General features: G+C 46.5%; 22 protein-coding genes. 16 read left to right on the plus strand and 6 right to left on the minus strand.

Features of this window, described 5'->3' with window-relative positions:
- The first annotated feature begins 28 nt into the window (after window positions 1-28).
- The 9 genes from araN to MTN95_RS04430 all read left to right on the plus strand — a co-directional run bounded on the left by araN (window position 29) and on the right by MTN95_RS04430 (window position 8,915).
- The gene (araN, locus tag MTN95_RS04390; RefSeq protein WP_248337084.1) at window positions 29-1,330 is read left to right on the plus strand and encodes an arabinooligosaccharides ABC transporter substrate-binding protein AraN; all 1,302 of its coding nucleotides are present in this window, start codon (window positions 29-31) and stop codon (window positions 1,328-1,330) included.
- A 35-nt stretch (window positions 1,331-1,365) separates the two neighbouring features.
- A complete protein-coding gene (gene araP, locus MTN95_RS04395) occupies window positions 1,366-2,307 on the plus strand; it encodes an arabinooligosaccharides ABC transporter permease AraP (protein WP_010335239.1) in 942 nt (313 codons plus the stop codon).
- A complete protein-coding gene (gene araQ / locus MTN95_RS04400; protein WP_044153972.1) occupies window positions 2,308-3,153 on the plus strand; it encodes an arabinooligosaccharides ABC transporter permease AraQ in 846 nt (281 codons plus the stop codon).
- Window positions 3,154-3,171: 18 nt separating this feature from the next.
- Window positions 3,172-4,674 (plus strand): arabinosylfuranosidase ArfA, encoded by a 1,503-nt coding sequence (abfA, locus tag MTN95_RS04405; protein ID WP_248337086.1) that lies wholly within the window; start codon window positions 3,172-3,174, stop codon window positions 4,672-4,674.
- Between the two features lie 151 nt (window positions 4,675-4,825).
- Window positions 4,826-5,152, plus strand: coding sequence for a PadR family transcriptional regulator (locus MTN95_RS04410; RefSeq protein WP_024122421.1), 327 nt, complete (start codon window positions 4,826-4,828; stop codon window positions 5,150-5,152).
- Window positions 5,149-5,703: an HAAS signaling domain-containing protein gene (locus MTN95_RS04415; RefSeq protein ID WP_248337088.1), complete on the plus strand. Its 555-nt coding sequence runs from the start codon at window positions 5,149-5,151 to the stop codon at window positions 5,701-5,703. Before MTN95_RS04410 ends, MTN95_RS04415 begins: the two co-directional genes overlap by 4 nt.
- Window positions 5,700-6,590: a DUF4097 family beta strand repeat-containing protein gene (locus MTN95_RS04420; protein WP_248337090.1), complete on the plus strand. Its 891-nt coding sequence runs from the start codon at window positions 5,700-5,702 to the stop codon at window positions 6,588-6,590. Before MTN95_RS04415 ends, MTN95_RS04420 begins: the two co-directional genes overlap by 4 nt.
- A 111-nt stretch (window positions 6,591-6,701) precedes the next feature.
- Window positions 6,702-8,498: a carbon starvation CstA family protein gene (gene cstA / locus MTN95_RS04425; RefSeq protein ID WP_248337092.1), complete on the plus strand. Its 1,797-nt coding sequence runs from the start codon at window positions 6,702-6,704 to the stop codon at window positions 8,496-8,498.
- A gap of 33 nt (window positions 8,499-8,531) precedes the next feature.
- On the plus strand, window positions 8,532-8,915 hold the full coding sequence (locus MTN95_RS04430) for a VOC family protein (protein WP_248337094.1): 384 nt from the start codon (window positions 8,532-8,534) through the stop codon (window positions 8,913-8,915).
- Window positions 8,916-8,952: 37 nt separating this feature from the next.
- Here MTN95_RS04430 and MTN95_RS04435 read toward each other — a convergent pair whose 3' ends face one another.
- The 4 genes from MTN95_RS04435 to sspI all read right to left on the minus strand — a co-directional run bounded on the left by MTN95_RS04435 (window position 8,953) and on the right by sspI (window position 13,191).
- Window positions 8,953-10,287, minus strand: a complete 1,335-nt coding sequence (locus MTN95_RS04435; RefSeq protein ID WP_248337096.1) for a (Fe-S)-binding protein — start codon at window positions 10,285-10,287, stop codon at window positions 8,953-8,955.
- Window positions 10,284-11,696 (minus strand): glycolate oxidase subunit GlcD, encoded by a 1,413-nt coding sequence (glcD, locus tag MTN95_RS04440; RefSeq protein ID WP_248337098.1) that lies wholly within the window; start codon window positions 11,694-11,696, stop codon window positions 10,284-10,286. Before glcD ends, MTN95_RS04435 begins: the two co-directional genes overlap by 4 nt.
- 103 nt (window positions 11,697-11,799) lie before the next feature.
- A complete protein-coding gene (locus tag MTN95_RS04445) occupies window positions 11,800-12,906 on the minus strand; it encodes a CdaR family transcriptional regulator (protein WP_202852731.1) in 1,107 nt (368 codons plus the stop codon).
- A gap of 69 nt (window positions 12,907-12,975) precedes the next feature.
- Complete coding sequence (sspI, locus tag MTN95_RS04450) at window positions 12,976-13,191, minus strand: small acid-soluble spore protein SspI (RefSeq protein WP_010335228.1); 216 nt, start codon at window positions 13,189-13,191, stop codon at window positions 12,976-12,978.
- 120 nt (window positions 13,192-13,311) lie between these two features.
- On the opposite strand from sspI, the gene MTN95_RS04455 reads away from it, so the two are divergent.
- Window positions 13,312-14,058: a TrmH family RNA methyltransferase gene (locus tag MTN95_RS04455; protein WP_202852730.1), complete on the plus strand. Its 747-nt coding sequence runs from the start codon at window positions 13,312-13,314 to the stop codon at window positions 14,056-14,058.
- A gap of 24 nt (window positions 14,059-14,082) precedes the next feature.
- On the opposite strand, the gene MTN95_RS04460 is transcribed toward MTN95_RS04455, so the two are convergent.
- Complete coding sequence (locus MTN95_RS04460) at window positions 14,083-14,331, minus strand: hypothetical protein (protein ID WP_202852729.1); 249 nt, start codon at window positions 14,329-14,331, stop codon at window positions 14,083-14,085.
- An 83-nt stretch (window positions 14,332-14,414) separates the two neighbouring features.
- Between MTN95_RS04460 and pheS the strand changes: the two genes are divergently transcribed.
- Together pheS and pheT are read left to right on the plus strand one after the other, a co-directional pair.
- A complete protein-coding gene (gene pheS, locus MTN95_RS04465; RefSeq protein ID WP_105990248.1) occupies window positions 14,415-15,449 on the plus strand; it encodes a phenylalanine--tRNA ligase subunit alpha in 1,035 nt (344 codons plus the stop codon).
- Window positions 15,450-15,464: 15 nt separating this feature from the next.
- Window positions 15,465-17,879: a phenylalanine--tRNA ligase subunit beta gene (gene pheT, locus MTN95_RS04470; protein ID WP_248337100.1), complete on the plus strand. Its 2,415-nt coding sequence runs from the start codon at window positions 15,465-15,467 to the stop codon at window positions 17,877-17,879.
- A gap of 36 nt (window positions 17,880-17,915) precedes the next feature.
- Here pheT and rnhC read toward each other — a convergent pair whose 3' ends face one another.
- Entirely contained in the window at window positions 17,916-18,857 is a 942-nt protein-coding gene (gene rnhC, locus MTN95_RS04475; RefSeq protein WP_059335557.1) for a ribonuclease HIII, read from the minus strand.
- A gap of 133 nt (window positions 18,858-18,990) precedes the next feature.
- Here rnhC and zapA point away from each other — a divergent pair, with 133 nt between their 5' ends.
- The 4 genes from zapA (at window position 18,991) to MTN95_RS04495 (ending at window position 23,952) form a co-directional block, all read left to right on the plus strand.
- Window positions 18,991-19,248 carry a cell division protein ZapA gene (gene zapA / locus MTN95_RS04480; protein WP_101863461.1) on the plus strand — a complete coding sequence of 86 codons (258 nt, stop codon included), beginning with the start codon at window positions 18,991-18,993 and terminating at the stop codon, window positions 19,246-19,248.
- A gap of 6 nt (window positions 19,249-19,254) precedes the next feature.
- Window positions 19,255-19,788, plus strand: coding sequence for a CvpA family protein (locus MTN95_RS04485; protein WP_024122409.1), 534 nt, complete (start codon window positions 19,255-19,257; stop codon window positions 19,786-19,788).
- 73 nt (window positions 19,789-19,861) lie between these two features.
- Window positions 19,862-21,574, plus strand: a complete 1,713-nt coding sequence (polX, locus tag MTN95_RS04490; protein ID WP_248337102.1) for a DNA polymerase/3'-5' exonuclease PolX — start codon at window positions 19,862-19,864, stop codon at window positions 21,572-21,574.
- 20 nt (window positions 21,575-21,594) lie between these two features.
- On the plus strand, window positions 21,595-23,952 hold the full coding sequence (locus tag MTN95_RS04495) for an endonuclease MutS2 (protein ID WP_248337104.1): 2,358 nt from the start codon (window positions 21,595-21,597) through the stop codon (window positions 23,950-23,952).

Raw genomic sequence — 23,952 nt, forward strand, 5'->3', positions numbered from 1 at the left:
CGCACCTCGAATGGAAGGGGTAACATAGATGAAAAAGATGACTGTCTGTTTTCTTGCGCTCATGATGGTTTTGACATTATTTATCGCTGGGTGTTCAGCGGAACGGTCATCCGGTAAAGCGGGTGAAACGGAGCTGACTTTTTGGACATTTAACGGACTTCATGAGCAGTTTTATGTGGAAATGGTGAAAGAGTGGAACAAGAAATATCCTGACCGTCAAATTAAACTGAATACGGTCGTCTATCCGTATGGCCAAATGCACGATAATCTGTCGATTTCCTTAATCGCCGGGGAAGGCGTGCCTGACATTGCAGATGTAGAATTGGCGCGGTTTTCAAACTTTCTGAAGGGCACCGATGTGCCGCTTGCCGATTTGTCCCCGCTTATTGAAAAGGACCGGGATAAATTCGTAGAGGCGCGTCTTACGCTTTACAGCAAAAATGGCAAGCTATACGGGCTGGATACTCATGTAGGAACGACAGTTATGTTCTATAACATGGATATTATGAAAAAAGCCGGCATCAACCCGGATGATATTAAAACATGGGATGATTACCGCAAAGCCGGACAGAAAGTGCGCAAAGCGACCGGAAAGCCAATGGGAACGGTGGAAACAAATGATTCAGCAACATTTTTATCAATGATTTCACAGCAAAACTCAGGGTATTTTGATAAAAATGGAAAGTTGATTCTGAATAATGACACCAACGTAAAAACGCTTCAGTATTTAAAAGACCTGATTAATGATAAAACAATGATCGCTGCACCAGGCGGCGGGCATCACAGTGAAGAATATTACGGTTTTATGAACCAAGGCGGAGCGGCTTCTGTTCTGATGCCGATTTGGTATATGGGAAGATTCATAGATTATATGCCTGATCTGAAAGGGAAGATTGCCATTCGGCCGCTTCCGGCATGGAAAGAAGGAGGCGACCGTTCAGCAGGTTTGGGAGGCACAGCCACCGTTGTGCCAAAGCAGGCCAAACATGTCGAATTAGCGAAAGAGTTTCTCGCCTTTGCGAAGGGTTCTGAAGAAGGAAACAAAAAGCTGTGGAGTGTGCTCGGGTTCGATCCGCTTCGCTGGGATGTCTGGAGCTCCAAGGAATTGAAAGAGAAAAACAAATACACGGATTACTTCCAAAACGGAACAGGTATTTTTTCAATGCTGCTCGATATCAAGGATGAAATCAATCCGATTTATTTACATGAGGATTTTGCCAAGGCTTCAGACCTTGTTAACAGAAGCGTCTTATTCGACGCGCTCAAATCTCAGCAAAAGACGCCAAAACAAGCCTTGGACAGAGCGGCAGGTGAACTGAAACAGAAATAGAATCCCATTCAAAAAGTGAAAGCGGGGAGGTTCTCATGAAACCTGTGAAAACGGGAACGGCTCATCCCGTTCCTTCGGCTGCGAAAGAATCAGGCTGGCGAGGTATTTTTTATTCGAAAAAAGCGGCGCCTTATCTGTTTACAGCGCCATTTGTTTTATCCTTTCTTGTTTTTTTTCTATACCCCATCATTAGTGTCTTCATCATGAGCTTTCAAAGAATATTGCCTGGAGAAGTGACGTTTGTCGGGTTATCCAATTACACCGCTCTTAACAACCCGACGTTTTATACCGCCCTTTTTAATACGCTGGAATATACGTTTTGGACGCTGATTGTGCTGATTCCAGTTCCATTGCTGTTAGCCATATTCTTGAATTCGAAACTGGTCAAATTCAGAAACATTTTCAAATCAGCGTTATTTATACCTGCACTGACTTCTACCATTGTGGCTGGTATCATTTTCAGGCTGATCTTTGGAGAGATGGAAACATCTTTAGCCAATTCGATTTTATTGAAACTCGGCTTTTCACCGCAGAACTGGATGAACAATGAACATACCGGCATGTTTTTGATGGTGCTGCTTGCTTCGTGGAGATGGATGGGAATCAACATCCTTTACTTTTTGGCCGGACTGCAAAATGTGCCGAAAGAGCTGTACGAAGCCGCTGATATTGACGGAGCAAATACGATGAAAAAATTTATGCACATTACGCTGCCGTTTCTGAAGCCTGTATCCGTCTATGTTTTAACCATCAGCATCATTGGCGGTTTTAGGATGTTTGAGGAAAGCTACGTCCTTTGGCAAAATAATTCCCCGGGTAATATCGGCCTGACGCTTGTCGGATATTTGTATCAGCAGGGCCTTGCTTACAATGAAATGGGATACGGGGCGGCCATCGGCATTGTCCTTTTGATTGTCATACTTGTTGTCAGCCTGATTTCATTAAAACTGTCAGGCTCGTTTAAGGGGGAGGGGTAAATGTTGCAGCACAGTCCTCAGTTTCGGGTGTACAGAATCGCGCTTACTCTATTTTTTATCATGCTGAGCCTGTTGTATATTTTCCCGATTTTCTGTCTGCTTTTAGGATCATTAAAGCCGTCATCTGAGCTTTTGCGGGTGGGACTGAATGTGGACATCGATCCAAAAGTGATGAGCCTTGATAACTATACATTTTTGTTTAACGGCGGCAGCATTTATTTTAAATGGTTTTTTAACAGCCTTGTGCTCGGTCTATTAACGACAGTGCTTACTCTGTTTTTCTCGTCGATGATCGGATACGGGCTAGCGGTGTATGAATTTAAAGGCAGAAATATCATTTTTGTTCTTGTGCTGATTATTATGATGGTTCCACTGGAAGTGATGATGCTCCCGTTGTTTAAGCTTACAGTCGGACTGCATTTGATCGATTCGTATACGGGTGTCATTTTGCCGTTTATCGTTTCGCCGGTAGCTGTTTTCTTTTTCCGGCAATATGCACTCGGCCTTCCGAAAGACCTGCTGGATTCAGCAAGGATGGACGGATGTACGGAATTCGGCATTTTTTTCAGGATTATGGCGCCTCTGATGAAACCGGCATTCGGAGCGATGATTATTCTCCAGTCTTTAAACAGCTGGAACAACTTCTTATGGCCCTTGATTGTGCTTCGGTCGAAAGAAATGTTTACGCTTCCAATCGGGCTGTCCAGCTTGCTTAGCCCTTACGGAAACAACTATGACATGCTCATATCCGGCTCAGTATTTGCCATTTTGCCGGTGATTATCATTTTCTTGTTTTTCCAAAAATACTTTATCTCCGGCCTGACAGTAGGCGGAGTCAAAGGATAATGAAGGAGGAAACGTGTAATGAAAAAAGCGAGAGTGATTGTGGACAAAGAATATAAAATTGGTGAAGTCGACAAACGGATTTACGGGTCGTTCATCGAGCACATGGGGCGTGCTGTATACGAAGGCATATATGAACCTGATCATCCTCAGGCTGATGAAAACGGGTTTCGTAAGGATGTTCAGGCGTTAATCAAGGAATTGCAGGTTCCGATCATCCGCTATCCGGGCGGAAACTTTTTATCAGGGTATAATTGGGAGGACGGCGTCGGGCCTGTCGAGAACCGCCCGAGACGCCTTGACTTGGCATGGCAAACGACAGAAACCAATGAAGTGGGAACGAATGAATTTTTAACTTGGGCAAAAAAGGTGAACACAGAAGTCAATATGGCTGTTAACCTGGGCACGAGAGGGATAGATGCTGCCCGCAATCTCGTAGAATACTGCAATCATCCGAAAGGCTCTTACTGGAGTGATTTGAGAAGATCGCATGGCTATGAGCAGCCGTACGGCATTAAGACATGGTGCCTGGGTAACGAAATGGATGGCCCGTGGCAGATCGGCCACAAAACAGCTGATGAATACGGACGGCTTGCCGCGGAGACGGCAAAGGTCATGAAATGGGTTGACCCATCAATTGAACTTGTTGCCTGCGGCAGCTCAAACAGCGGCATGCCGACCTTTATCGATTGGGAAGCAAAGGTACTGGAGCATACGTACGAGCATGTCGACTATATTTCTCTCCATACGTATTACGGAAACCGGGATAACAATCTGCCAAACTACTTGGCCCGTTCCATGGATCTCGATCATTTTATTAAATCTGTTGCTGCAACCTGTGACTATGTAAAAGCAAAAACACGCAGCAAGAAAACAATCAATCTCTCTCTGGACGAATGGAATGTATGGTATCACTCAAATGAAGCTGATAAAAAAGTAGAACCGTGGATTACTGCGCGGCCTATTTTAGAAGATATTTATAACTTTGAAGATGCCTTATTGGTAGGCTCTCTGCTCATTACGATGCTGCAGCACGCAGACCGTGTGAAAATCGCGTGTCTTGCACAGCTTGTAAATGTCATCGCGCCGATCATGACGGAAAAAGGCGGAGAAGCATGGAGACAGCCGATTTTCTATCCGTACATGCATGCTTCTGTCTACGGCCGAGGAGAGTCGCTGAAACCGCTTATTTCTTCACCGAAGTATGACTGCTCTGATTTTACTGATGTGCCGTATGTTGACGCCGCTGTCGTATATTCTGAAGAGGAAGAAACACTGACGATTTTTGCGGTGAACAAAGCTGAAGATCAAATGGAAACTGAAATTTCCCTCAGAGGCTTTGAATCGTACCAAATCGCAGAGCACATCGTACTTGAGCACCAGGACATCAAAGCGACAAACCTGCATAACAGAAAAAATGTCACCCCACATTCCAACGGAACGTCTTCCGTCAGCGAAAACGGTCTAACTGCGCATTTCACGCCGCTTTCATGGAATGTGATCCGCCTGCAAAAACAATCATAATAGCAACATGAGCCGGAGACCTGTCTCCGGTTTTTTATTTTTTCTTAGTAAATATGATTCAGTACCTTGTAATGCTCAGTAGTGGATGTTACCATGTGATGGACGGTGGAATATATAAACAAAATTTATGGGCCGCAGGGAGGATTTGATCATGAATGCTCAATTTAAAAAGGGAGCATTAGAGTTATGTGTGCTTGTATGTATTGCTGAAAAAGACCAATACGGATATGAGCTGTCTCAAAACATTTCCCGGTATATGGCTATTGCTGAAGGCACCTTATATCCTCTTCTCAGAAGACTGACGAAAGAGGAGTATTTAGAAACATATATGGCTCCGTCTTCTGAAGGGCCAGCCAGAAAATATTACACGTTGTCAAAGCTTGGTGTCATGCGAATGAAATTGCTGCTGGCAGAATGGGATCAGTTCACAGCATCCGTCAACCAAATCATTGATGCGGCAAGGGGAGGAGAACGATGAATCAAGAACAGTTTTTACAGGAGTTAAGTAAAGCGTTAAAGCCGCTTTCTGAAGAAGAGCGGAATGAGATCTTATTTGATTTTGAGGAACATATTACCGAAGGGATGAAAGAAGGCAGGCCGGAAGCGAACATTATCAGGGAACTCGGCTCCCCAAAACAAATTGCAAAGGAATTGGTGCCAGATGTGACGGAAACTGCTCCAGCAGTGCAGCGCCCTAAGAAGAACCTCTTCCAGATGGCATGTTCAGCAGCAGCGATAAGCATCTTGAATTTGATTTTTGTGCTGGGACCAGCTATTGGCATTTTTGGAGTGTACGTAGGTTTCTGCGGGGCAGCGCTTGCACTCTCTGTATCACCAATTATGTTTGTCGGCATGGTGATGTTTCAAATGAATACGCACATGATGCTGGAGTTCTTTTTATCACTCATGTTTGGCAGTCTGGGACTGCTATCTTGTATAGGGCTGTGGCATATAGGAAAGCTGCTGTATAGCGTGAGTTTACGATATGTCAGATATAATTTAAAGCTGGTGGCGGGGGCGCAGACATGAAAAAAATCATAATAGGATTGATCGCAGTATTTGCAGTCGGGGTAATCGGAGCTGTCATCTCTGCAGCTGCCTCGGATTTTACAAAAGAAGAGGTGAAAGCTGCCGAAACTTATGATCCTGCAGATATTAAAAAAATTGAGGTAGCAACGAGCTCGATGAATGCAGAGGTCAAAAGCGGGCAAACGGATGATATTCAGGTAGCTGCTGAAGGACAAGTCAGTGATAAAAGCAAAAAGCTGTTCGATGTGACCCAAGATGGCAAATCATTAACAATCAATCAAATAGCACGCGAGAATATCATCTCTTTTATATCGTGGGGCAGCGAAAAGGATATGAAAATCACAATCACGATTCCGAAAAAGAAGTATGATGAGATAACCGTAACGACAACCTCTGGCGATATTCTGATAGAAAATGTGCAAACGGATCAATCAGCTGCTGACTCTACATCAGGAAATATTGAGCTGAAGCATACACGCATCGAAAACGAGCTGACGCTAAAAACAACGAGCGGAGATGTTCAAGCTGATCAAAATTCATTCGGCCAAGGTGAGGTAAAGACAACAAGCGGATCAATAAAAAGCAGCCACACAACAGCTGAAAAGGTGAACTATAAGACAACTTCCGGGGATATTGATCTTCTTCAGGATCATCAGAACGAAGAGGTCGACATCGTCACTACGAGCGGAAGTGTGTCAGTAGGGTATCAGAAAGAACCTGCATCTTTGGCAGTGGATTTTCAGGCTGACTCAGGTGATGCTGCGGTCAATCTCGACCACATCCTGTATAAAGAAAAGACAGAGCACCGTGTTGTAGGTTATGTAGGTGATAGCCCCTCTAACCGTTTAAAAGTTCGTACAACCTCTGGAGACATTGAACTAAACTAACTGCCTCAAGCCGGCCCATTCCAGCCGGCTTTTTTGAATAGGAAAAAATGACCGCTTTTTGCTTTGAAATTATGATATATTTATGAAAAACAGCAAAGGGGTTGGGGAGAAATGAATGCGGTTACAATTGTGATAGCGTCAATGTGTATATTGGCTATCGCCTATCGTTTATACGGAACATTTATGATGGTGAAGGTTCTCAAAGTGACTGATGAAAAGCCAACGCCTGCACATGCGCTTGAGGATGGAAAAGACTATGTGCCTACGAATAAATGGGTCTCATTCGGTCATCATTTCGCGGCCATTGCGGCGGCCGGGCCGCTGGTCGGACCGATTCTCGCGGCGCAGTTCGGTTATTTGCCGGGATTATTATGGCTGTTAATCGGGGCGGTGATAGGGGGAGCCGTCCATGATATTGTTGTGCTGTTCGCGTCAATGCGTCAAAACGGAAAGTCGCTGTCGGAAGTGGCGAAGGATGAGCTTGGTCCTGTTGCCGGCTTTTGTACGGGACTGTCCATGCTATTTATTATTACCATAACGATGGCGGGACTGTCGATGGTTGTGCTGCACGCGCTTGAACGGAATCCGTGGGGGACATTTGCTGTAGGGATTACGATTCCGATAGCGATGGGCGTCGGCTTGTTTTATAAGAAAACAGGGAATTTAAAGCTGGCGTCTTCTATCGGTTTTCTATTTTTAATGGCCGGAGTGTTTATTGGCCCTTGGGTGCAGACTACCGCATTTGGTGATCTGTTAACCCTTGATACGAAAACGCTTGCAATCGCGTTGCCGATTTACGCTTTTTTTGCAGCGGCACTGCCGGTCTGGCTGCTGCTCGCACCGCGCGATTATTTAAGCAGTTTTATGAAAATCGGTGTGTTTGTCGCTTTAATTGCGGGTGTGTTTGTTGTGAATCCGTCCATTCCATTTCCGGCTTTTACGGAGTTTGTAAAAGGCGGCGGGCCTGTGCTTGCGGGTCCTGTCTGGCCATTCATCTCGATCACGATAGCCTGCGGCGCGATCTCGGGGTTCCATGCCTTTGTCGGTTCCGGCACCACGCCGAAAATGCTTAATAAATGGAGTGATATGAAGCCGGTTGCTTTCGGTGCAATGCTTGTTGAGTGCCTTGTCGGCATTATGGCGCTGATTGCGGCGACTGCTTTGCAGCCTGCAGATTACTTTGCGATCAACAGCACGCCTGAGGTTTTCCGTACGCTCGGCATGGATGTTGTGCATTTGCCTGAACTGAGCAGGGAAATCGGTTTGGACTTAGAAGGCAGAACAGGGGGAGCCGTCACGCTTGCGGTAGGAATGACTTATATTTTTACCGGAATTCCGTTTTTCAGCCATCTGGCCTCATACTTTTTCCAATTTGTCATTATGTTTGAAGCGGTGTTTATTTTAACGGCGATCGACGCCGGCACGCGTGTGGCACGCTATTTGATTCAGGACTTCTTCGGAGAGGCGTATAAGCCGCTGAAGAAAACGGACTGGATTCCCGGATCTGTATTTGCCAGTGCGCTTGCCTGCTTTATGTGGGGCTATTTGCTTTACTCAGGTGATATCGGATCCATTTGGGCGCTGTTTGGTGTTTCTAATCAGCTGATGGCTTCAGTGGGTCTGATTATCGGAGCAACCATTGTGCTGAAAATCGCCGACAAACGCCGTTACATCCTCACCTGCCTCATTCCGCTCGCCTATTTATATGTGACTGTGAACTACGCAGGCTATTGGATGGTGCGCTATGTGTATCTCAATCCAGACGCGGCGGGTTACAGTGTCCTGAATGGCGTTTTGTCTATCATCATGCTGCTGTTAGGCTTCATCATTATCGTGGCGGCAGTGAAAAAATGGGCGCAGATGTGGAGAGATCCCAGCTTAAGAATGGAAGCCTCTATACCGGGATAAAAGGAAAAATGGAAACCTTAAGGAGGAAAAGAAATGAATTTATCAATGAAGTATATCATCCTGTATGTATCGGACAGCCAGCGCTCGATTCATTTTTATCAGCATATTTTGGGGCTGCCGATCCGCGCGGAACACGGCACATATGTAGAGTTTGATACCGGCTCCACCATTTTGGCGCTCAATACACGAGAAAGTGTCAAGGAAATGACGCCGTTAGATATACCGGAAACACCCGTTTCTTCACAAACATTTGAAATCGGGTTTGTCACTGAAAGTGTAGAAGCGGTCATCAAAAAAGTAAGAGAACACGGCGTAACCATTATCGCGGAGCCTAAAGTGAAGCCATGGGGACAGACGGTCGCTTATATCGCCGATCCTGATGGACATTATATTGAAATTTGCAGTCCGATGGAATAAAGCACAAAGCCCAAAACAGAAATTGTTTTGGGCTTTCTTATGATGTTAGCGATCCGGCGGCTTCTAATAGCAAATCAGCAAGGTGAACAGCTCGGACCCTGTCGTTTAATCCCTCTCGTTCAATGCCGAGCTTCATCTGCAAAAGACATCCTGGATTGGCGGTTACAATGACCGCTGCTTCAGTTGCTTTGACAGCAGCCATTTTACTGTCCAGTATTTTCATTGACATGTCTGCTTCAACAATATTGTAAATTCCCGCTGATCCGCAGCAGCTGTCCGCTTTATCCATTTCTCTGAATTCAGCTCCCTTGATGCTTTGAAGAAGCTTTCTGGGCTCCGAAGATGTATGCATTACATTTCTCAAGTGGCATGAATCTTGATAGGTAATCAGCTTAGGTGTTTCAAGCTGCAAGTCTTTTTGGTGAAAATCAAGCTCAATCAAAACCGATGAAAAATCTTTTAGCTTCTGCACAAATGAAACAGCCCGCTCCGACCACTCGGGATCATCCTTCAGCAAATGGCCGTATTCAGTGAGAAAGGCTCCGCATCCGCCCGCGTTTGTAATGACAGTATCTACGTCTAGCGCTTCAAACGCGGCGATGTTTTGTTTCGCAAGCTCTTTTCCCGCATTTTTTTCGCCGCTGTGTCCATGCAGTGCGCCGCAGCATGCCTGCTCAGGCGGGATGACAATTTCACAGCCTGCCAGCTGCAGCAGTTTCAGCGTGGCATTGTTTGTCGGCAAAAACATCGTATCCATTAAGCAGCCTGAAAAAAAGGCAACCCTTTTTTTAGCTGGGCCGACCGCCGGCAGTAAACGTGGCCGATGCTTCATTTCTTCACGTTTAGGCACATTTGGAAGAACGGCTTCCATCGTGCGCAAATGCTCAGGCAGAATGCGGAGCATGCCGGTTTTTCGCACAGCCGTCTGCAGCCCTGACCGCTGGTACAACCCAATGAGACTCACAGCCGAACGCATGCGGTTTTGATGCGGAAAGAGCTCCTGAAAAGCCGCTTTTCTCATAACACGCGCGCTGAGCGAGTGCTTTTTATTTTGGTGGATAATATCTCTTGCTTCCTCCAGCAGCTGTCCGTATTTAACGCCTGATGGGCATACCGGTTCACACGCGCGGCAGCCGAGGCAAAGAGACAGTGAACGTGCGACATCTTCATCCGGTTCAATCACACCGTCGGCGACTGCTTTCATTAAGGCGATTCGCCCGCGCGGCGAGTGAGATTCCTGAAAACCGGATTCGATATAGGTCGGGCAAGAAGGCAGACAGAAACCGCAGCGCATACAATTCAAAAGTTCGCTTTCATCCATACGCTTTTTAAACTCATGTTGGATCTGTTTCATTTCTTTTTCTGTTGTCATCTTTCCGTCACCACACGTTTTCTGGCATCTTTCGCAAACACTTTGCCCGGGTTTAAGATATTTTTTGGATCAAATGCCGCTTTCATTGCTTTCATCGCGGCGATGCCTTCTTTTTTCAGCTTCATTTCCAAGTAAGGCGCTTTCATGGCCCCGACTCCGTGCTCCCCGGTAATCGTGCCGCCAAGCTCAATCGCTTTTTCAAAAATCTCGGCAAAAGCCTGCTCGACTCGCTCCATTTCATCCTTATTTCTTATGTCTGTCGTGCATGTCGGATGAAGATTTCCATCCCCGGCATGGCCAAAGGTGCAGATCGAAATATCGTATTTCACGGCAATGTCATTAATGGCTTTTACCATATTTGCGATTTCTGACCGCGGTACAGTCGCATCCTCCAAAATGGTGGTCGGCTTTAAGCGGGCAAGTGCAGAAAGCGCTGAACGCCGTGCTTCAGTGAGGGCGAATGCTTCCTCATCTGTTTGCGCAGTTTGAACGGAGACGGCAGCGCCTTTTTTGCAAATTGCCTCAATTTTTTCCATGTCACGAGCCACGGTCTCAGCTGTCCCGTCCTGTTCGATCAAAAGAACCGCTTTCGCATTTGTCGGAAGGCCGATCTTGGCATAATCCTCAATCACCAAAAGGGTAGGTTGATCGAGAAATTCAAGCGTAGCCGGTATAATTTTTTCGGCAATAATGGCTGACACTGTTTGAGCAGCGGCATCAATATTTTCATAAAGGGCGAGCAGCGTCTTCTTTGTTTCTGGCTTCGGCACGAGTTTGAGAATCGCTTCTGTCACAATGCCGAGTGTCCCTTCTGAGCCGACAAAAAGGCGCGTGAGATCATACCCGGCTACATCCTTTGCAAGTTTTCCCCCAGTGCGGATCATATCTCCGTTTGCCAAAACAACCTCCAGCCCGATGACGTAGTCACGGGTGACGCCGTATTTTAAGCCGCGGAGACCGCCGGAATTTTCGTTGATGTTTCCTCCGATGGTTGATATTTTCATAGAACTCGGATCAGGCGGATAGAACAACCCCTTGCTTTCAACCGCACGGATTATATCCAAGGTAATAACGCCAGGCTGGACTGTGGCCGTCAAATTTTCTTCATCAATTTCAAGGATCTGATTCATATGCTTAAAGAGAAGAACAAGCCCGCCTTCAGTAGGACACGTGCCCCCGCACAGGTTTGTCCCAGATCCTCTCGGAACAATCGGTACACGGTGCTCACTGCAAATGTTTAAAATACGTGATACTTCATGTGTATCTCTCGGCGCAATCACTGCATCCGGCATAGACTGAAATTGCGGTGTCGCGTCATATGAATACACGAGACGGCCGGCTTTCGAGTCATCATAGTTTTCCGGTCCGACGATTTGGATCAGCTGTTCTTTTACGTCTTTGGTGATCATGTTCACCCATCCCCCTGTCAAAAAACGCTTTCAATCTATTGTAAAAGAAAAAAAGAGAAGCTTTCTATGGAGAAACATACAAAATATGAAACTGAAACTCTCTCTATTTTGTATCTTGATCTAAAAAGTAAAGTGCGACATACATCGTGACGATGTCCTCTGTACGCTGAAAACTTAAACCTGTCAGCTGTTCAGCCTTTGACAGGCGATAGCGGAGCGTATTGATATGAATATGCATCTCTTCAGCCGTTTTTTTCAGGGACAAATCGTAATGGAAGAGAGTTCGTATCGTATTCATAAGCTCTTCGTTTCGGAGCGCTTCCTGAAACACTCTTTGCGGAAATTCATGTCGTGTCCCCGGGCTGATCTCAGTCAGGCACATGTCAAGCTTCAGGTCTTCCTCGCATACGGCGGTTTTGCGTTTGAGGCTGACGGCCAGCGCTTTTTCTGCCTGTTCGTATGACTGCGGCAGGCCGGAGCTTGCGACAGCCCTTCCGGCGCCGGCAGCTGCGCGGCTGTTTCCGAGGCGTTCAGCCAATGAACAAATAAGCTGAATTTGCCGCAAAAGCTGCTCCTTTTGTTCATGTTTCGGCACTTCGTGATTAATCAGAATACGTTCATTTCCCCATCTGATGAATAAATCGGATGGAAACACTGATTTCCAGGCGCGTGTCATTTGATCAATATCGCCCGGTGACCATTCGTGCCCTTGAATGAGGATCATCTGGCGGAGGGAGGTAAGGTCAACGCCAAGAAGCTGCGCTTTTTCGAGAAAGCCCGGAGACCATTCTTTTAATTGCAGCCAGTCGATCATAAAGGATTCCAGCATTCTCTCGCGCCACTGGGTCTGCTCCAAATGCCACGATTCTTTAATAAACAGCTCTGTCATTTTCCTGAGCAGCTCCCCGTACGGCTGAATCTCAGCAGGTTCTCCCGTCAGTCCGAACACGGCGATGACATCACGCTCAGAAAATACGGGGAGGTTTAACCCCGCCTTTACCCCTTCGAGTCTCTTTTCATCTTCTTTTGTAATGATCACATTTCGTTTCTCTTTCGCGCAGATGAGCGCTCCTTCATGAAATAGCCCGACTCGCTCATCATTTGTGCTTGCGATAATGAGGCCGTCTGTGCTGACAATAATGACTTCACGTTCGTACATTTTTTTCACTTCGGCAATGATTTTTTTTGCTAACAGCGGTTGTAAAAACATGGCGGCGATCCCCCTCATGTTTTTATTATATAAGAAAAAAACCGGGCGCTGTCACCCGGTTTTGATGTGCTATTGGGCAGGTTTTAATCCGCCTTCAAGCGTCTTTAACATTTCTTGTTTCTCACTCTCAGATGCGTGCTGCCAAATGACTTCAAACAAAACGCCGAGTCCCGGAAGCATTTTTTCTTCACCGCTTTGAATCGCGTCCACAATTGTGTGCTCAAGCTGCTCCTGATCATTGCCGGTTACATTGGCAATGACGGCATGACGTAAATTAAGATCCATATGAAGCGCTCCTTTTTTTCTAAAATGTAATACGTATATTCTAACCCTGCACCCGGTTTATTATGTGCTGTTCTTGCGATATAATAACATCATGTTAAAAAAAGGAGAGCCACACAGACAGTGAAACAAATAGAATCGGCAAAAAACCAAAAAGTGAAGGATTGGAAAAAACTTCACACAAAAAAAGAACGAACAAAAACGAATACCTATTTGATTGAAGGAGAACATCTTGTTGAAGAAGCCTTGAAGAGCCCGGGCGCGGTGAAAGAAATTCTTGTCAAGGATGAAGCGGACATCCCGCCGAATCTTGATATGGGCATCCAGTGCTACGTGCTGAGCGAAGACGCGTTTTCAGCTGTTACAGAAACGGAAACACCGCAGCGGATCGCCGCTGTTTGTCATATGCCGGAAGAACATCTCGCGCCGCCTAAACGTGTGCTGCTGATTGACGCTGTTCAAGATCCGGGGAATCTCGGCACGATGATTCGCACGGCGGACGCAGCCGGTTTGGATGCGGTTGTGCTCGGTGACGGCACGGCGGACGCGTTTAACGGAAAAACGCTGCGATCCGCGCAAGGCTCCCATTTTCACATTCCTGTTGTGAGAAGAAATTTACAATCATACGTGGATGAATTAAAAGCAGAGGGCGTAAAAGTGTACGGCACAGCACTGCAAAACGGGGTGCCTTACCAGGACATTTCACCATCCGGTTCATTTGCTTTAATCGTCGGCAATGAAGGCGCAGGAGTGGATGCCGGATTGCTGGAAAAAACAGATTTAAACCTGTACGTCCCGCTGTACGGGCAGGCTGAATCACTGAACGTTGCAATTGCGGCGGCTATCCTGGTGTACCACTTGCGAGGATAGTGTTGCGCCGAGCGGAGTATTTCACTATAATAGAACATAATATTTGAAAAACCGTGACAGAGGATCTCGATTTCTCATCAACTGCCTTCCAGGGAGAAAATGCCGCAGACTGAGAGCATTTTTAAAGCAGCCGGAAATTGGTTTCACCTCTCGAGTTGTCACCGGGACCGCGCACCTTGCGCGTAAAGGTGAACCGGAATCTGATTCCGTTATGTCAATGAAGCTGACGACAGCATCAGTCTGTCTGAAATAAGGGTGGTACCGCGGCCACAACTCGTCCCTTGTCCTATAAGGGGCGGGTTTTTTTGTTTTCCAAAGACATATAACGGTTTGTTTACATAAAAGGAGGATGCAAAATGGAAGAAAAGCTAAAACAGCTGGAACAAGAAGCTTTAGATCAAGTAGAAGCGGCAAGCTCATTGAAGGTTGTCAATGATATTCGGGTTCAATATCTCGGAAAAAAAGGGCCGATCACAGAAGTGCTGCGCGGAATGGGCAAGCTTTCTGCGGAGGAGCGTCCGAAAATGGGCGCTCTTGCCAATGAGGTAAGAGAACGAATCGCCAATGCGATTGCAGCTAAAAATGAAAAGCTTGAGGAAGAAGAAATGAAACAGAAGCTTGCGGGACAGACAATTGACGTCACGCTCCCGGGTAATCCTGTCGCAATCGGAGGACGCCATCCGCTCACTGTTGTCATTGAAGAAATTGAAGATCTATTTATCGGCATGGGTTATACCGTTGAAGAAGGCCCTGAGGTCGAGACGGACTACTACAACTTCGAAGCGCTCAATCTGCCGAAAGAACACCCTGCCCGCGATATGCAGGACAGCTTTTACATCACAGAGGAAATGCTGATGAGAACGCAAACCTCTCCTGTTCAGACGCGGACGATGGAAAAGCACAAAGGCAAAGGGCCTGTTAAAATCATTTGTCCCGGAAAAGTATACCGCCGCGATAATGATGACGCGACGCACTCTCACCAATTTATGCAGATTGAAGGGCTTGTTGTTGATAAAAACATCAGCATGAGTGATTTAAAAGGAACCCTTGAACTCGTTGCGAAAAAAATGTTCGGGCAAGACCGTGAAATCAGACTTCGCCCAAGCTTCTTCCCGTTTACCGAGCCTTCAGTAGAAGTAGACGTAACGTGCTTTAAGTGCGGAGGAAACGGCTGCTCTGTATGTAAAGGAACAGGCTGGATTGAAATCCTCGGCGCCGGCATGGTTCACCCGAATGTGCTGGAAATGGCCGGCTTTGATCCGAACGAATATCAGGGCTTTGCGTTCGGAATGGGCGTTGAGCGCATCGCGATGCTGAAATACGGCATCGATGATATCCGCCACTTCTATACAAACGATGTCAGATTTATTTCGCAGTTTAAACAGGCGTAAGAGGAGGATGCTAGAATGTTTGTTTCTTATAAATGGTTAGAGGATTATGTTGATTTAAAAGGCATGGATCCGGCTGTTCTTGCTGAGAAAATAACAAGAGCCGGTATTGAAGTTGAAGGAATTGAGTATAAAGGAGAAGGCATTAAAGGCGTTGTCATCGGCCATGTGCTGGAGCGCGAACAGCATCCAAACGCCGATAAGCTGAATAAGTGCCTTGTAGATATCGGAGCTGAGGCACCCGTCCAAATCATTTGCGGCGCGCCAAACGTGGATAAAGGGCAAAAAGTTGCAGTCGCTACAGTCGGAGCGGTGCTGCCGGGCAATTTCAAAATCAAAAAAGCCAAGCTTCGCGGTGAAGAATCAAACGGCATGATTTGTTCTTTACAAGAGCTCGGTATTGAGAGCAAGCTTGTGGCGAAGGAATATGCGGAAGGCATTTTCGTTTTCCCAAATGATGTTGAAGCAGGAAGTGATGCGTTAGCTGCTTTACAGCTTGACGATGCTGTCTTAGAGCTCGGTTTAACACCGAACCGTGCCGATGCGATGAATATGCTTGGTGTTGCTTATGAGGTTGCAGCGATTTTAGACACAGAGGTAAAGCTTCCGCAAACGGATTACCCAGTCGCTTCAGAACAAGCGTCAGACTACATTTCTGTCAAAGTTGAAGACCAGGAAGCAAATCCGCTGTATGCAGCCAAAATCATTAAAAACGTAAAAATTGCTCCGTCACCGCTTTGGATGCAGACGAAACTGATGAATGCAGGCATTCGCCCGCACAACAACGTCGTGGATATCACAAACTTTGTTTTATTAGAGTACGGACAGCCGCTTCACGCGTTTGATTATGACAGATTCGGCTCTAAGGAAGTTGTAGTCAGAAAAGCTGTTGAAAATGAAACAATCTTAACACTCGACGATCAGGAACGAAAACTGTCTGCCGATCATCTTGTCATTACAAACGGGTCGAAAGCACAAGCCGTTGCTGGTGTTATGGGAGGAGCAGAATCAGAAGTTCGGGAAGACACAGCAACGATTTTGCTTGAAGCTGCGTTCTTCAACGGGCAGACGGTTCGCAAGGCTTCAAAAGATCTTGGTTTGAGAAGTGAATCGAGTGCAAGATTCGAAAAAGGCATTGATCCTGCGCGTGTGCGCCTTGCGGCAGAACGTGCGGCACAGATGATCCACCTGTATGCCGGCGGTGAAGTGCTTGCTGGAACTGTTGAAGAAGACCATCTCACAATCGAAGCGAACAACGTTCATGTATCGGCTGAAAAGGTGAACAGCGTTCTCGGCATGACGATCAGCAAAGAAGAACTGATCAGCATTTATCAGCGTCTTGGCTTTGCTGTCGGAGAAGCAAATGACTTGCTCGTTGTGACTGTTCCGTCACGCCGCGGTGACATTCGAATCGAAGAGGATTTGATTGAAGAAGCAGCAAGATTGTATGGCTACGACAACATTCCGTCCACACTTCCTGAAACAGCGGGAACAACAGGCGGATTGACGCCTTACCAGGCAAAACGCCGTAAAGTCAGACGTTTCCTTGAAGGAGCCGGCTTATCACAAGCGATTACCTACTCATTAACAAACGAGAAAAAAGCGGCGGCATTTGCGATTGAAAAATCGTTTAACACTGTTCTTGCGCTTCCGATGAGTGAAGAAAGAAGCATTCTCAGACACAGCCTTGTTCCGAATCTGCTTGAATCCGTTTCTTACAACCTGGCAAGACAAACTGATTCGGTTGCATTGTACGAAGTCGGTTCCGTTTTCCTGACGAAGGAAGAGGATACAAAACCTGTTGAAACGGAGCGCGTGGCAGGTGCGGTAACCGGTTTATGGCGCAAGCATTTATGGCAGGGCGAGAAAAAACCGGTCGATTTCTTTGTCGCAAAAGGAATTGTTGAAGGGCTGTTAGATAAACTGAACGTCCTGGACAGCATTGAATTTGTGCAATCAGAAAGAAAACAGCTGCACCCGGGCAGAACTGCGAACATTCTTTTAAACGGCTCTCTTATCGGCTTTATTGGCCAAGTCCACCCTTCACTGGAAAAAGAACTGGATATTAAAGAAACGTACGTGTTCGAACTTGATCTTCACACGCTGCTCACAGCAGACACGGCGCCGCTCGTGTACACGGCGATTCCGAAATATCCGTCTGTGACACGTGATATCGCGCTTGTGACAGATCAATCAGTGACAAGCGGCCAGCTCGAGAGCGTCATCAAAGAGGCGGGCGGCAAACTGCTGAAAGAAGTAACCGTCTTTGACGTCTACGAAGGAGAGCATATGGAGGAAGGCAAAAAGTCAGTCGCTTTCTCACTCCAATATGTAAACCCGGAGCAAACGCTGACTGAAGAAGAAGTGGCAAAAGCGCACGACAAAGTGCTGAAAGCGTTAGAAAACACTTATCAGGCCGTATTGAGAGGCTAAGAAAAAAGCTTGCAGATATTCTCTGCAAGCTTTTTTCTATGAACGTTTTTTATCCGCCAGGCGCTGCGCTTTCTGCGTATTGGCAAAATGGAGTTTTGTAAAGGTTCGGAGAGCGGATGCCCCTTTTTTGATGATCAGTTTGGCGGCCGCTTCATCTACATGAGGGCCGGCCCCTTTCGGCAGTGTCATTCCTGCCTCGCGCGAAAGCTTATCCATTTCCATTAAAAAGGAATATCTTGCAATAATCGATGCAGCAGCTACTGACAGGTGAATGCCTTCGGCTTTTGTGCTGAAATAGGTGCGCTCCTGTACAATGTCTCTTCCCTTTAAATGGTTGTAGTAGACGCCGGGCTCGGCGAATTGGTCGATCAGAATCGCCTCAGGCTTTACTCCGTCCATTTTTCGCAAAAGGTGGGTTATGGCCTGATTATGCAAGAGAGCTTTCATTTTTCCCTGACTCATGCCTCGTTCCTGCATGCTGTTGTACTTTTCGTTTTTTAAAACGAGCAGGCTGTACGGAATGGTTTTGATCAGGCTTCGGGCGATCTCAATGATTTGCGGATCCTTTAAGTGCTTAGAATCCTTCACACCGAGTTCCTTCATTAAAGGAAGCTTTGTTTTGTCAACGTATGCGCAGACAACCGTCATTGGGCCAAAGTAATCTCCGGTTCCGACTTCGTCAGAGCCGATGACAGACATCCCTGCGATATCTGTTGGAGGGGCGTAGCGTGAATCAGCCGGCTTTTTTGCCGTTTTTTTCTTTTCCTGCGGCTCAGCAGTTCCCCAGCGGGCAGATTCTGCCTCTGCGTTTTTGCCCTGAAACAATACCTTCCCTGACTTATAAGCTGTAATGGTACAGCCTGCCGGTTTTGCCTGGAAAATGGCACCCTGCGGCACAGATGCAGTAAGTGAACTGTTATACGCTGTTTTCATTTGGTCAATAGCAGACATTGGTACTTTTATCACAGAATGGGACACGTAATAATCTCCTTTTTTTACACGATTCGCTGTATCTACCAGTGTATCATAACAGCGGGAGGCTCGTCTTTCCATTCATTTAATAAACGTGTTATGATAGGAACTAGGATTCTCACGGAATGGAGGAGAAACGTTGTCTGACGGCAAAAAAACGAAAACAACCGTTGACATTTACGGCCAGCACTTCACGATTATCGGTGAAGAAAGCAGAGCCCATATGAGATATGTGGCCGGAATTGTTGATGATAAAATGAGAGAAATCAATCAAAAAAATCCATATCTTGATATAAATAAACTTGCAGTGCTGACAGCGGTAAATGTGGTGCACGACTATGTGAAATTAAAAGAGCAATATGAAAAACTGGAGCGTCAGCTTAAAGAAAAGGATTGAACAACTATGCTAGATATCATCATCTTAATCTTGCTCCTGATGGGGACTTTACTGGGATTAAAACGCGGTTTTATCCTCCAGTTTATCCGCTTGACGAGCTTTATTCTTTCGATCGCGTTTGCGTCTTTATTCTATAAAAATGTCGCACCGCATTTGAAGTGGATTCCTGCGCCCGATTTTTCAGCGGGACAGCCGGCGTTTTCTTTTTTCTCGGGAAATCTGGAAGCAGCCTACTATAATGCGATTGCGTTTGTCGTTCTATTTATTATCGCTAAAATCTTACTGAGAATCATCGGCTCATTCCTAAGTATTGTAGCGGGCATTCCTGTGATTAAACAAATCAACCAAATGCTCGGCGCCGTTCTCGGTTTTCTGGAAGTCTATTTATTTACATTTGTGCTGCTGTATGTTGCTTCCGTACTTCCGATAGACGGCTTACAGCAAATGATGGGGCAATCGTCTCTCGCAAATGTCATGATCAACCATACACCGTATTTATCAGGGCTTTTACAGGAGCTTTGGACGCAATACGGAGGATAAAAAAACTTCTCTTGTCCGGAGAAGTTTTTTTCAAGTATGATGGAAACATATGTGAACGTCTGGGGGTTATTCTATGCATAAAAAAGATATTATCCGGCTGCTGGAAACCATTGCAGTCTACATGGAACTGAAAGGGGACAACCCGTTTAAAGTTTCCGCATTCCGAAAAGCAGCGGCAGCCCTGGAACAGGACGACCGCAGTTTATCAGAAATGGACGACATGATGTCACTGTCCGGTATCGGAAAAGGCACGTACAGCGTCATAAAAGAATATATAGATGAAGGAAAGTCAAGTACGCTTGAATCACTGCAGCAGGAGGTGCCGGAAGGGCTGGTGCCTTTATTGAAGCTCCCGGGGCTCGGCGGCAAAAAAATCGCAAAGCTGTATAAAGAGCTTGGCGTACATGATGTAGAATCATTGAAGGAAGCCTGCGAACAGCAGAAAGTCCAAGGGCTTGCGGGATTCGGCAAGAAATCAGAAGAAAAAATATTACAGGCGCTCGGAGAAGCCGGAAAACAGCCTGAACGTTTTCCGATCGGCTATGCGCTCCGGGTCGCGCGGGAAATTGAAGAGCATCTTTCTCAATTGACAGACATCATCAAATATTCCCGTGCCGGAAGTCTCCGCAGAGCACGCGAAACCGTCAAAGATCTGGATTATATTATTGCGACGGATCATCCCGCTGAAGTAAGAGAGCAGCTGCTTGCGCTGCCAAACATCAAAAGCGTCATTGCCAGCGGGGACACGAAGGTATCGGTCATTCTTTCCTTTGAATATGAAACAAGTGTCGATTTCCGTCTCGTGACGGAAGAACAATTCCCGACAACTCTTCATCATTTTACGGGATCGAAGGACCACAATATCAAAATGCGGCAAATTGCAAAAGAACGCGGTGAACGGATCAGTGAGTACGGCGTCGAGACGGTTGAAACAGGAGAAATCAAAACCTTCCCGAGCGAACGGGAATTTTACGCACACTTCGGCTTGCCGCTGATCCCGCCGGAACTCCGTGAAAGCGGGCAAGAGGTGGAAACCTACAACGACAGCATTGAACTCATAGAGCACGATCAAATCAAGGGTGATCTTCACATGCACTCCACATGGAGCGATGGCGCCTTTTCTATCAGGGAAATGGCTGAAGCATGCATGGAAAAAGGCTATCAGTACATGGCCATCACTGATCACTCGCAATATTTAAAGGTCGCCAACGGGCTGACTGCTGAAAGGCTCAAGCAGCAGGCGAAAGAAATTGACGCGCTGAATGCTGAGTTTGAGAACTTCCGTATTTTTAAAGGCGTTGAGATGGATATTCTTCCTGACGGCACACTTGATTATGATGACGATGTGCTGGCGGAAATGGATCTGGTCATTGCATCCATCCATTCAAGCTTTAATCAGCCGGAGCACGTCATTATGAAGCGGCTTGAGACGGCACTGACCAACAAGCATGTTGACATTATCGCCCATCCGACCGGACGCCTCATCGGCAGACGTGCCGGTTACGAAATCGATATCGACAATTTGATTGAGCTCGCGAAGAAAACAAATACGGCGCTTGAACTCAACTCTAACCCTGCGCGTCTCGACCTGCGGACAGAGCATTTAATCAAAGCAAATGAACAAGGGGTTACATTGGTCATTAATACCGATGCCCATAACATCGAGATGTTAAACGATATGAAAACCGGCGTCACTGCCGCGCGCAAAGGCTGGACGGAAACGAAAAACGTCCTGAATGCCCGGTCGCTTGAAGACGTACAGGCATTCCTGAAGCGCAACGATTAAGTAAGGAGGCTCACACAACCGTGCAGCAAAAAGTATTATCATCTCTTGAATTCCATAAAGTGAAAGAACAGGTAATCGAGCACGCCGCTTCATCGCTCGGAAAAGAAATGCTTCTCCAGCTAAAGCCTTCTGCTTCGATTGACGAAATCAAAAAACAGCTGGATGAGGTAGATGAAGCCTCTGCGATCATCCGGCTGCGAGGCCAGGCACCGTTTGGCGGCCTTACCGATATCAGAGGGGCATTAAGACGGGCGGAAATCGGCAGCGTTCTCAGTCCCTCGGAATTCACTGAAATATCAGGACTGCTTTACGCAGTCAAACAAATGAAACACTTTCTCGGACAAATGGCTGAAGACGGAGTCGATATTCCGCTGATGCAGCAATATACTGAACAGCTCATGACACTGCCCGATTTAGAACGAGAAATTAATTCCTGCATAGATGATCACGGCGAAGTGCTTGATCACGCGTCAGAAACGTTAAGAGGAATCCGCACGCAGCTCAGAACGCTCGAATCGAGAATCAGAGACCGGTTAGAGTCGATTCTGCGTTCCTCCTCCGCTTCGAAAATGCTGTCTGATACGATTGTTACAATCCGAAATGACCGCTTTGTTATCCCGGTCAAACAAGAGTACAGATCAAGCTACGGAGGCATTGTGCATGACACCTCTTCTTCTGGCGCGACTCTGTTCATTGAACCGCAGGCGATTGTAGATATGAACAACTCGCTTCAGCAGGCGAAAGTGAAAGAAAAGCAAGAAATTGAACGGATTTTACGCGTGCTGACAGAGCATACGGCGGAGCACACAGAGGAGCTTTTTCAAGATTTGCAAGTCCTGCAGACGCTTGACTTCATTTTTGCAAAAGCGAAATACGCAAAAGCGGTCAAAGCTACAAAACCGACCATGAATGACAGCGGATTTGTCCGTCTGAAAAAAGCGCGCCATCCATTGCTTCCGTCTGATCAGGTGGTCGCCAATGACATCGAGCTGGGCGGCGATTTTTCAACGATCGTGATTACAGGACCGAATACCGGGGGGAAAACAGTTACATTAAAAACACTGGGGCTGTTGACCTTAATGGCGCAATCGGGTCTTCATATTCCGGCAGATGAAGGATCGGAAGCCGCTGTATTTGAGCATGTGTTCGCTGATATCGGCGATGAACAGTCGATCGAGCAAAGCTTAAGTACATTTTCTTCCCATATGGTGAACATTGTCGGCATTTTAAAACAAGTCAACGAAAACAGCCTTGTGCTCTTTGATGAACTGGGAGCGGGTACAGACCCGCAAGAAGGCGCGGCACTCGCCATGAGCATCTTGGATGAAGTCCACCGCACCAATGCCAGAGTATTAGCGACGACGCATTATCCGGAGTTAAAGGCGTATGGCTATAACAGAGAAGGCGTCATGAACGCCAGTGTCGAATTTGACATTGAGACACTTTCACCAACCTATAAGCTCTTAATTGGTGTACCGGGACGAAGCAACGCCTTTGAAATTTCTAAACGGCTCGGGCTTCCGGACCATATTATCGGGCAGGCGAAATCAGAAATGACGGCCGAGCATAATGAGGTCGATACGATGATTGCGTCTCTTGAACGAAGCAAAAAACGGGCGGAAGAAGAGCTTTCTGAAACAGAGGCGTTCAGAAAAGAAGCCGAAAAGCTGCATAAAGAGCTGCAGCAGCAAATCATTGAACTCAACAGCAAAAAAGACAAATTGATGGAAGAGGCCGAACAGCAGGCGGCTGAAAAAGTTAAAGCGGCCACAAAAGAAGCTGAAGACATCATTCACGAATTACGCTCGATTAAAGAAGAACACAAATCCTTCAAGGATCACGAGCTGATTAACGCGAAGAAACGGTTAGAAGGCGCGATGCCGACCTTTGAAAAGTCCAAAAAACCGGAAAAACCGAAAACGCAAAAACGCGTCTTGAAGCCGGGGGATGAAGTAAAAGTCCTTACTTTCGGGCAGAAAGGAACATTGCTTGAAAAAACCGGCGGCAATGAATGGAATGTTCAAATCGGCATTTTAAAAATGAAAGTGAAAGAAAAAGACTTGGAATTTATCAAATCGGCTCCGGAACCAAAAAAAGAAAAACTCATTACGGCGGTTAAGGGCAAAGATTACCACGTATCGCTTGAACTTGATCTTCGCGGCGAGCGCTATGAAAATGCCCTCAGCCGTGTTGAAAAATACTTGGATGACGCGGTGTTAGCGGGATATCCAAGGGTATCCATTATCCACGGCAAAGGTACCGGCGCTTTAAGAAAAGGCGTGCAGGATCTCCTGAAAAATCATCGCAGCGTTAAAAACTCCCGTTTCGGTGAAGCTGCTGAGGGAGGATCAGGCGTTACAATTGTTGAATTAAAATAA

This window comes from Bacillus sp. 2CMS4F, from assembly GCF_023161785.1.
GTDB lineage: Bacteria > Bacillota > Bacilli > Bacillales > Bacillaceae > Bacillus > Bacillus halotolerans.

What these genes read in the sequence shown, in the direction of transcription:
- cstA (WP_248337092.1), top strand. Translation starts at nt 6,702, where the DNA reads ATGAATGCGGTTACAATTGTGATAGCGTCAATGTGTATATTGGCTATC.
- sspI (WP_010335228.1), bottom strand. Translation starts at nt 13,191, where the DNA reads ATGGATCTTAATTTACGTCATGCCGTCATTGCCAATGTAACCGGCAAT.
- MTN95_RS04485 (WP_024122409.1), top strand. Translation starts at nt 19,255, where the DNA reads ATGCTAGATATCATCATCTTAATCTTGCTCCTGATGGGGACTTTACTG.
- araP (WP_010335239.1), top strand. Translation starts at nt 1,366, where the DNA reads ATGAAACCTGTGAAAACGGGAACGGCTCATCCCGTTCCTTCGGCTGCG.
- glcD (WP_248337098.1), bottom strand. Translation starts at nt 11,696, where the DNA reads ATGATCACCAAAGACGTAAAAGAACAGCTGATCCAAATCGTCGGACCG.
- MTN95_RS04410 (WP_024122421.1), top strand. Translation starts at nt 4,826, where the DNA reads ATGAATGCTCAATTTAAAAAGGGAGCATTAGAGTTATGTGTGCTTGTA.
- MTN95_RS04415 (WP_248337088.1), top strand. Translation starts at nt 5,149, where the DNA reads ATGAATCAAGAACAGTTTTTACAGGAGTTAAGTAAAGCGTTAAAGCCG.
- pheS (WP_105990248.1), top strand. Translation starts at nt 14,415, where the DNA reads ATGGAAGAAAAGCTAAAACAGCTGGAACAAGAAGCTTTAGATCAAGTA.
- araN (WP_248337084.1), top strand. Translation starts at nt 29, where the DNA reads ATGAAAAAGATGACTGTCTGTTTTCTTGCGCTCATGATGGTTTTGACA.
- MTN95_RS04435 (WP_248337096.1), bottom strand. Translation starts at nt 10,287, where the DNA reads ATGACAACAGAAAAAGAAATGAAACAGATCCAACATGAGTTTAAAAAG.
- MTN95_RS04445 (WP_202852731.1), bottom strand. Translation starts at nt 12,906, where the DNA reads ATGTTTTTACAACCGCTGTTAGCAAAAAAAATCATTGCCGAAGTGAAA.
- abfA (WP_248337086.1), top strand. Translation starts at nt 3,172, where the DNA reads ATGAAAAAAGCGAGAGTGATTGTGGACAAAGAATATAAAATTGGTGAA.
- araQ (WP_044153972.1), top strand. Translation starts at nt 2,308, where the DNA reads ATGTTGCAGCACAGTCCTCAGTTTCGGGTGTACAGAATCGCGCTTACT.
- pheT (WP_248337100.1), top strand. Translation starts at nt 15,465, where the DNA reads ATGTTTGTTTCTTATAAATGGTTAGAGGATTATGTTGATTTAAAAGGC.
- polX (WP_248337102.1), top strand. Translation starts at nt 19,862, where the DNA reads ATGCATAAAAAAGATATTATCCGGCTGCTGGAAACCATTGCAGTCTAC.
- MTN95_RS04430 (WP_248337094.1), top strand. Translation starts at nt 8,532, where the DNA reads ATGAATTTATCAATGAAGTATATCATCCTGTATGTATCGGACAGCCAG.
- MTN95_RS04420 (WP_248337090.1), top strand. Translation starts at nt 5,700, where the DNA reads ATGAAAAAAATCATAATAGGATTGATCGCAGTATTTGCAGTCGGGGTA.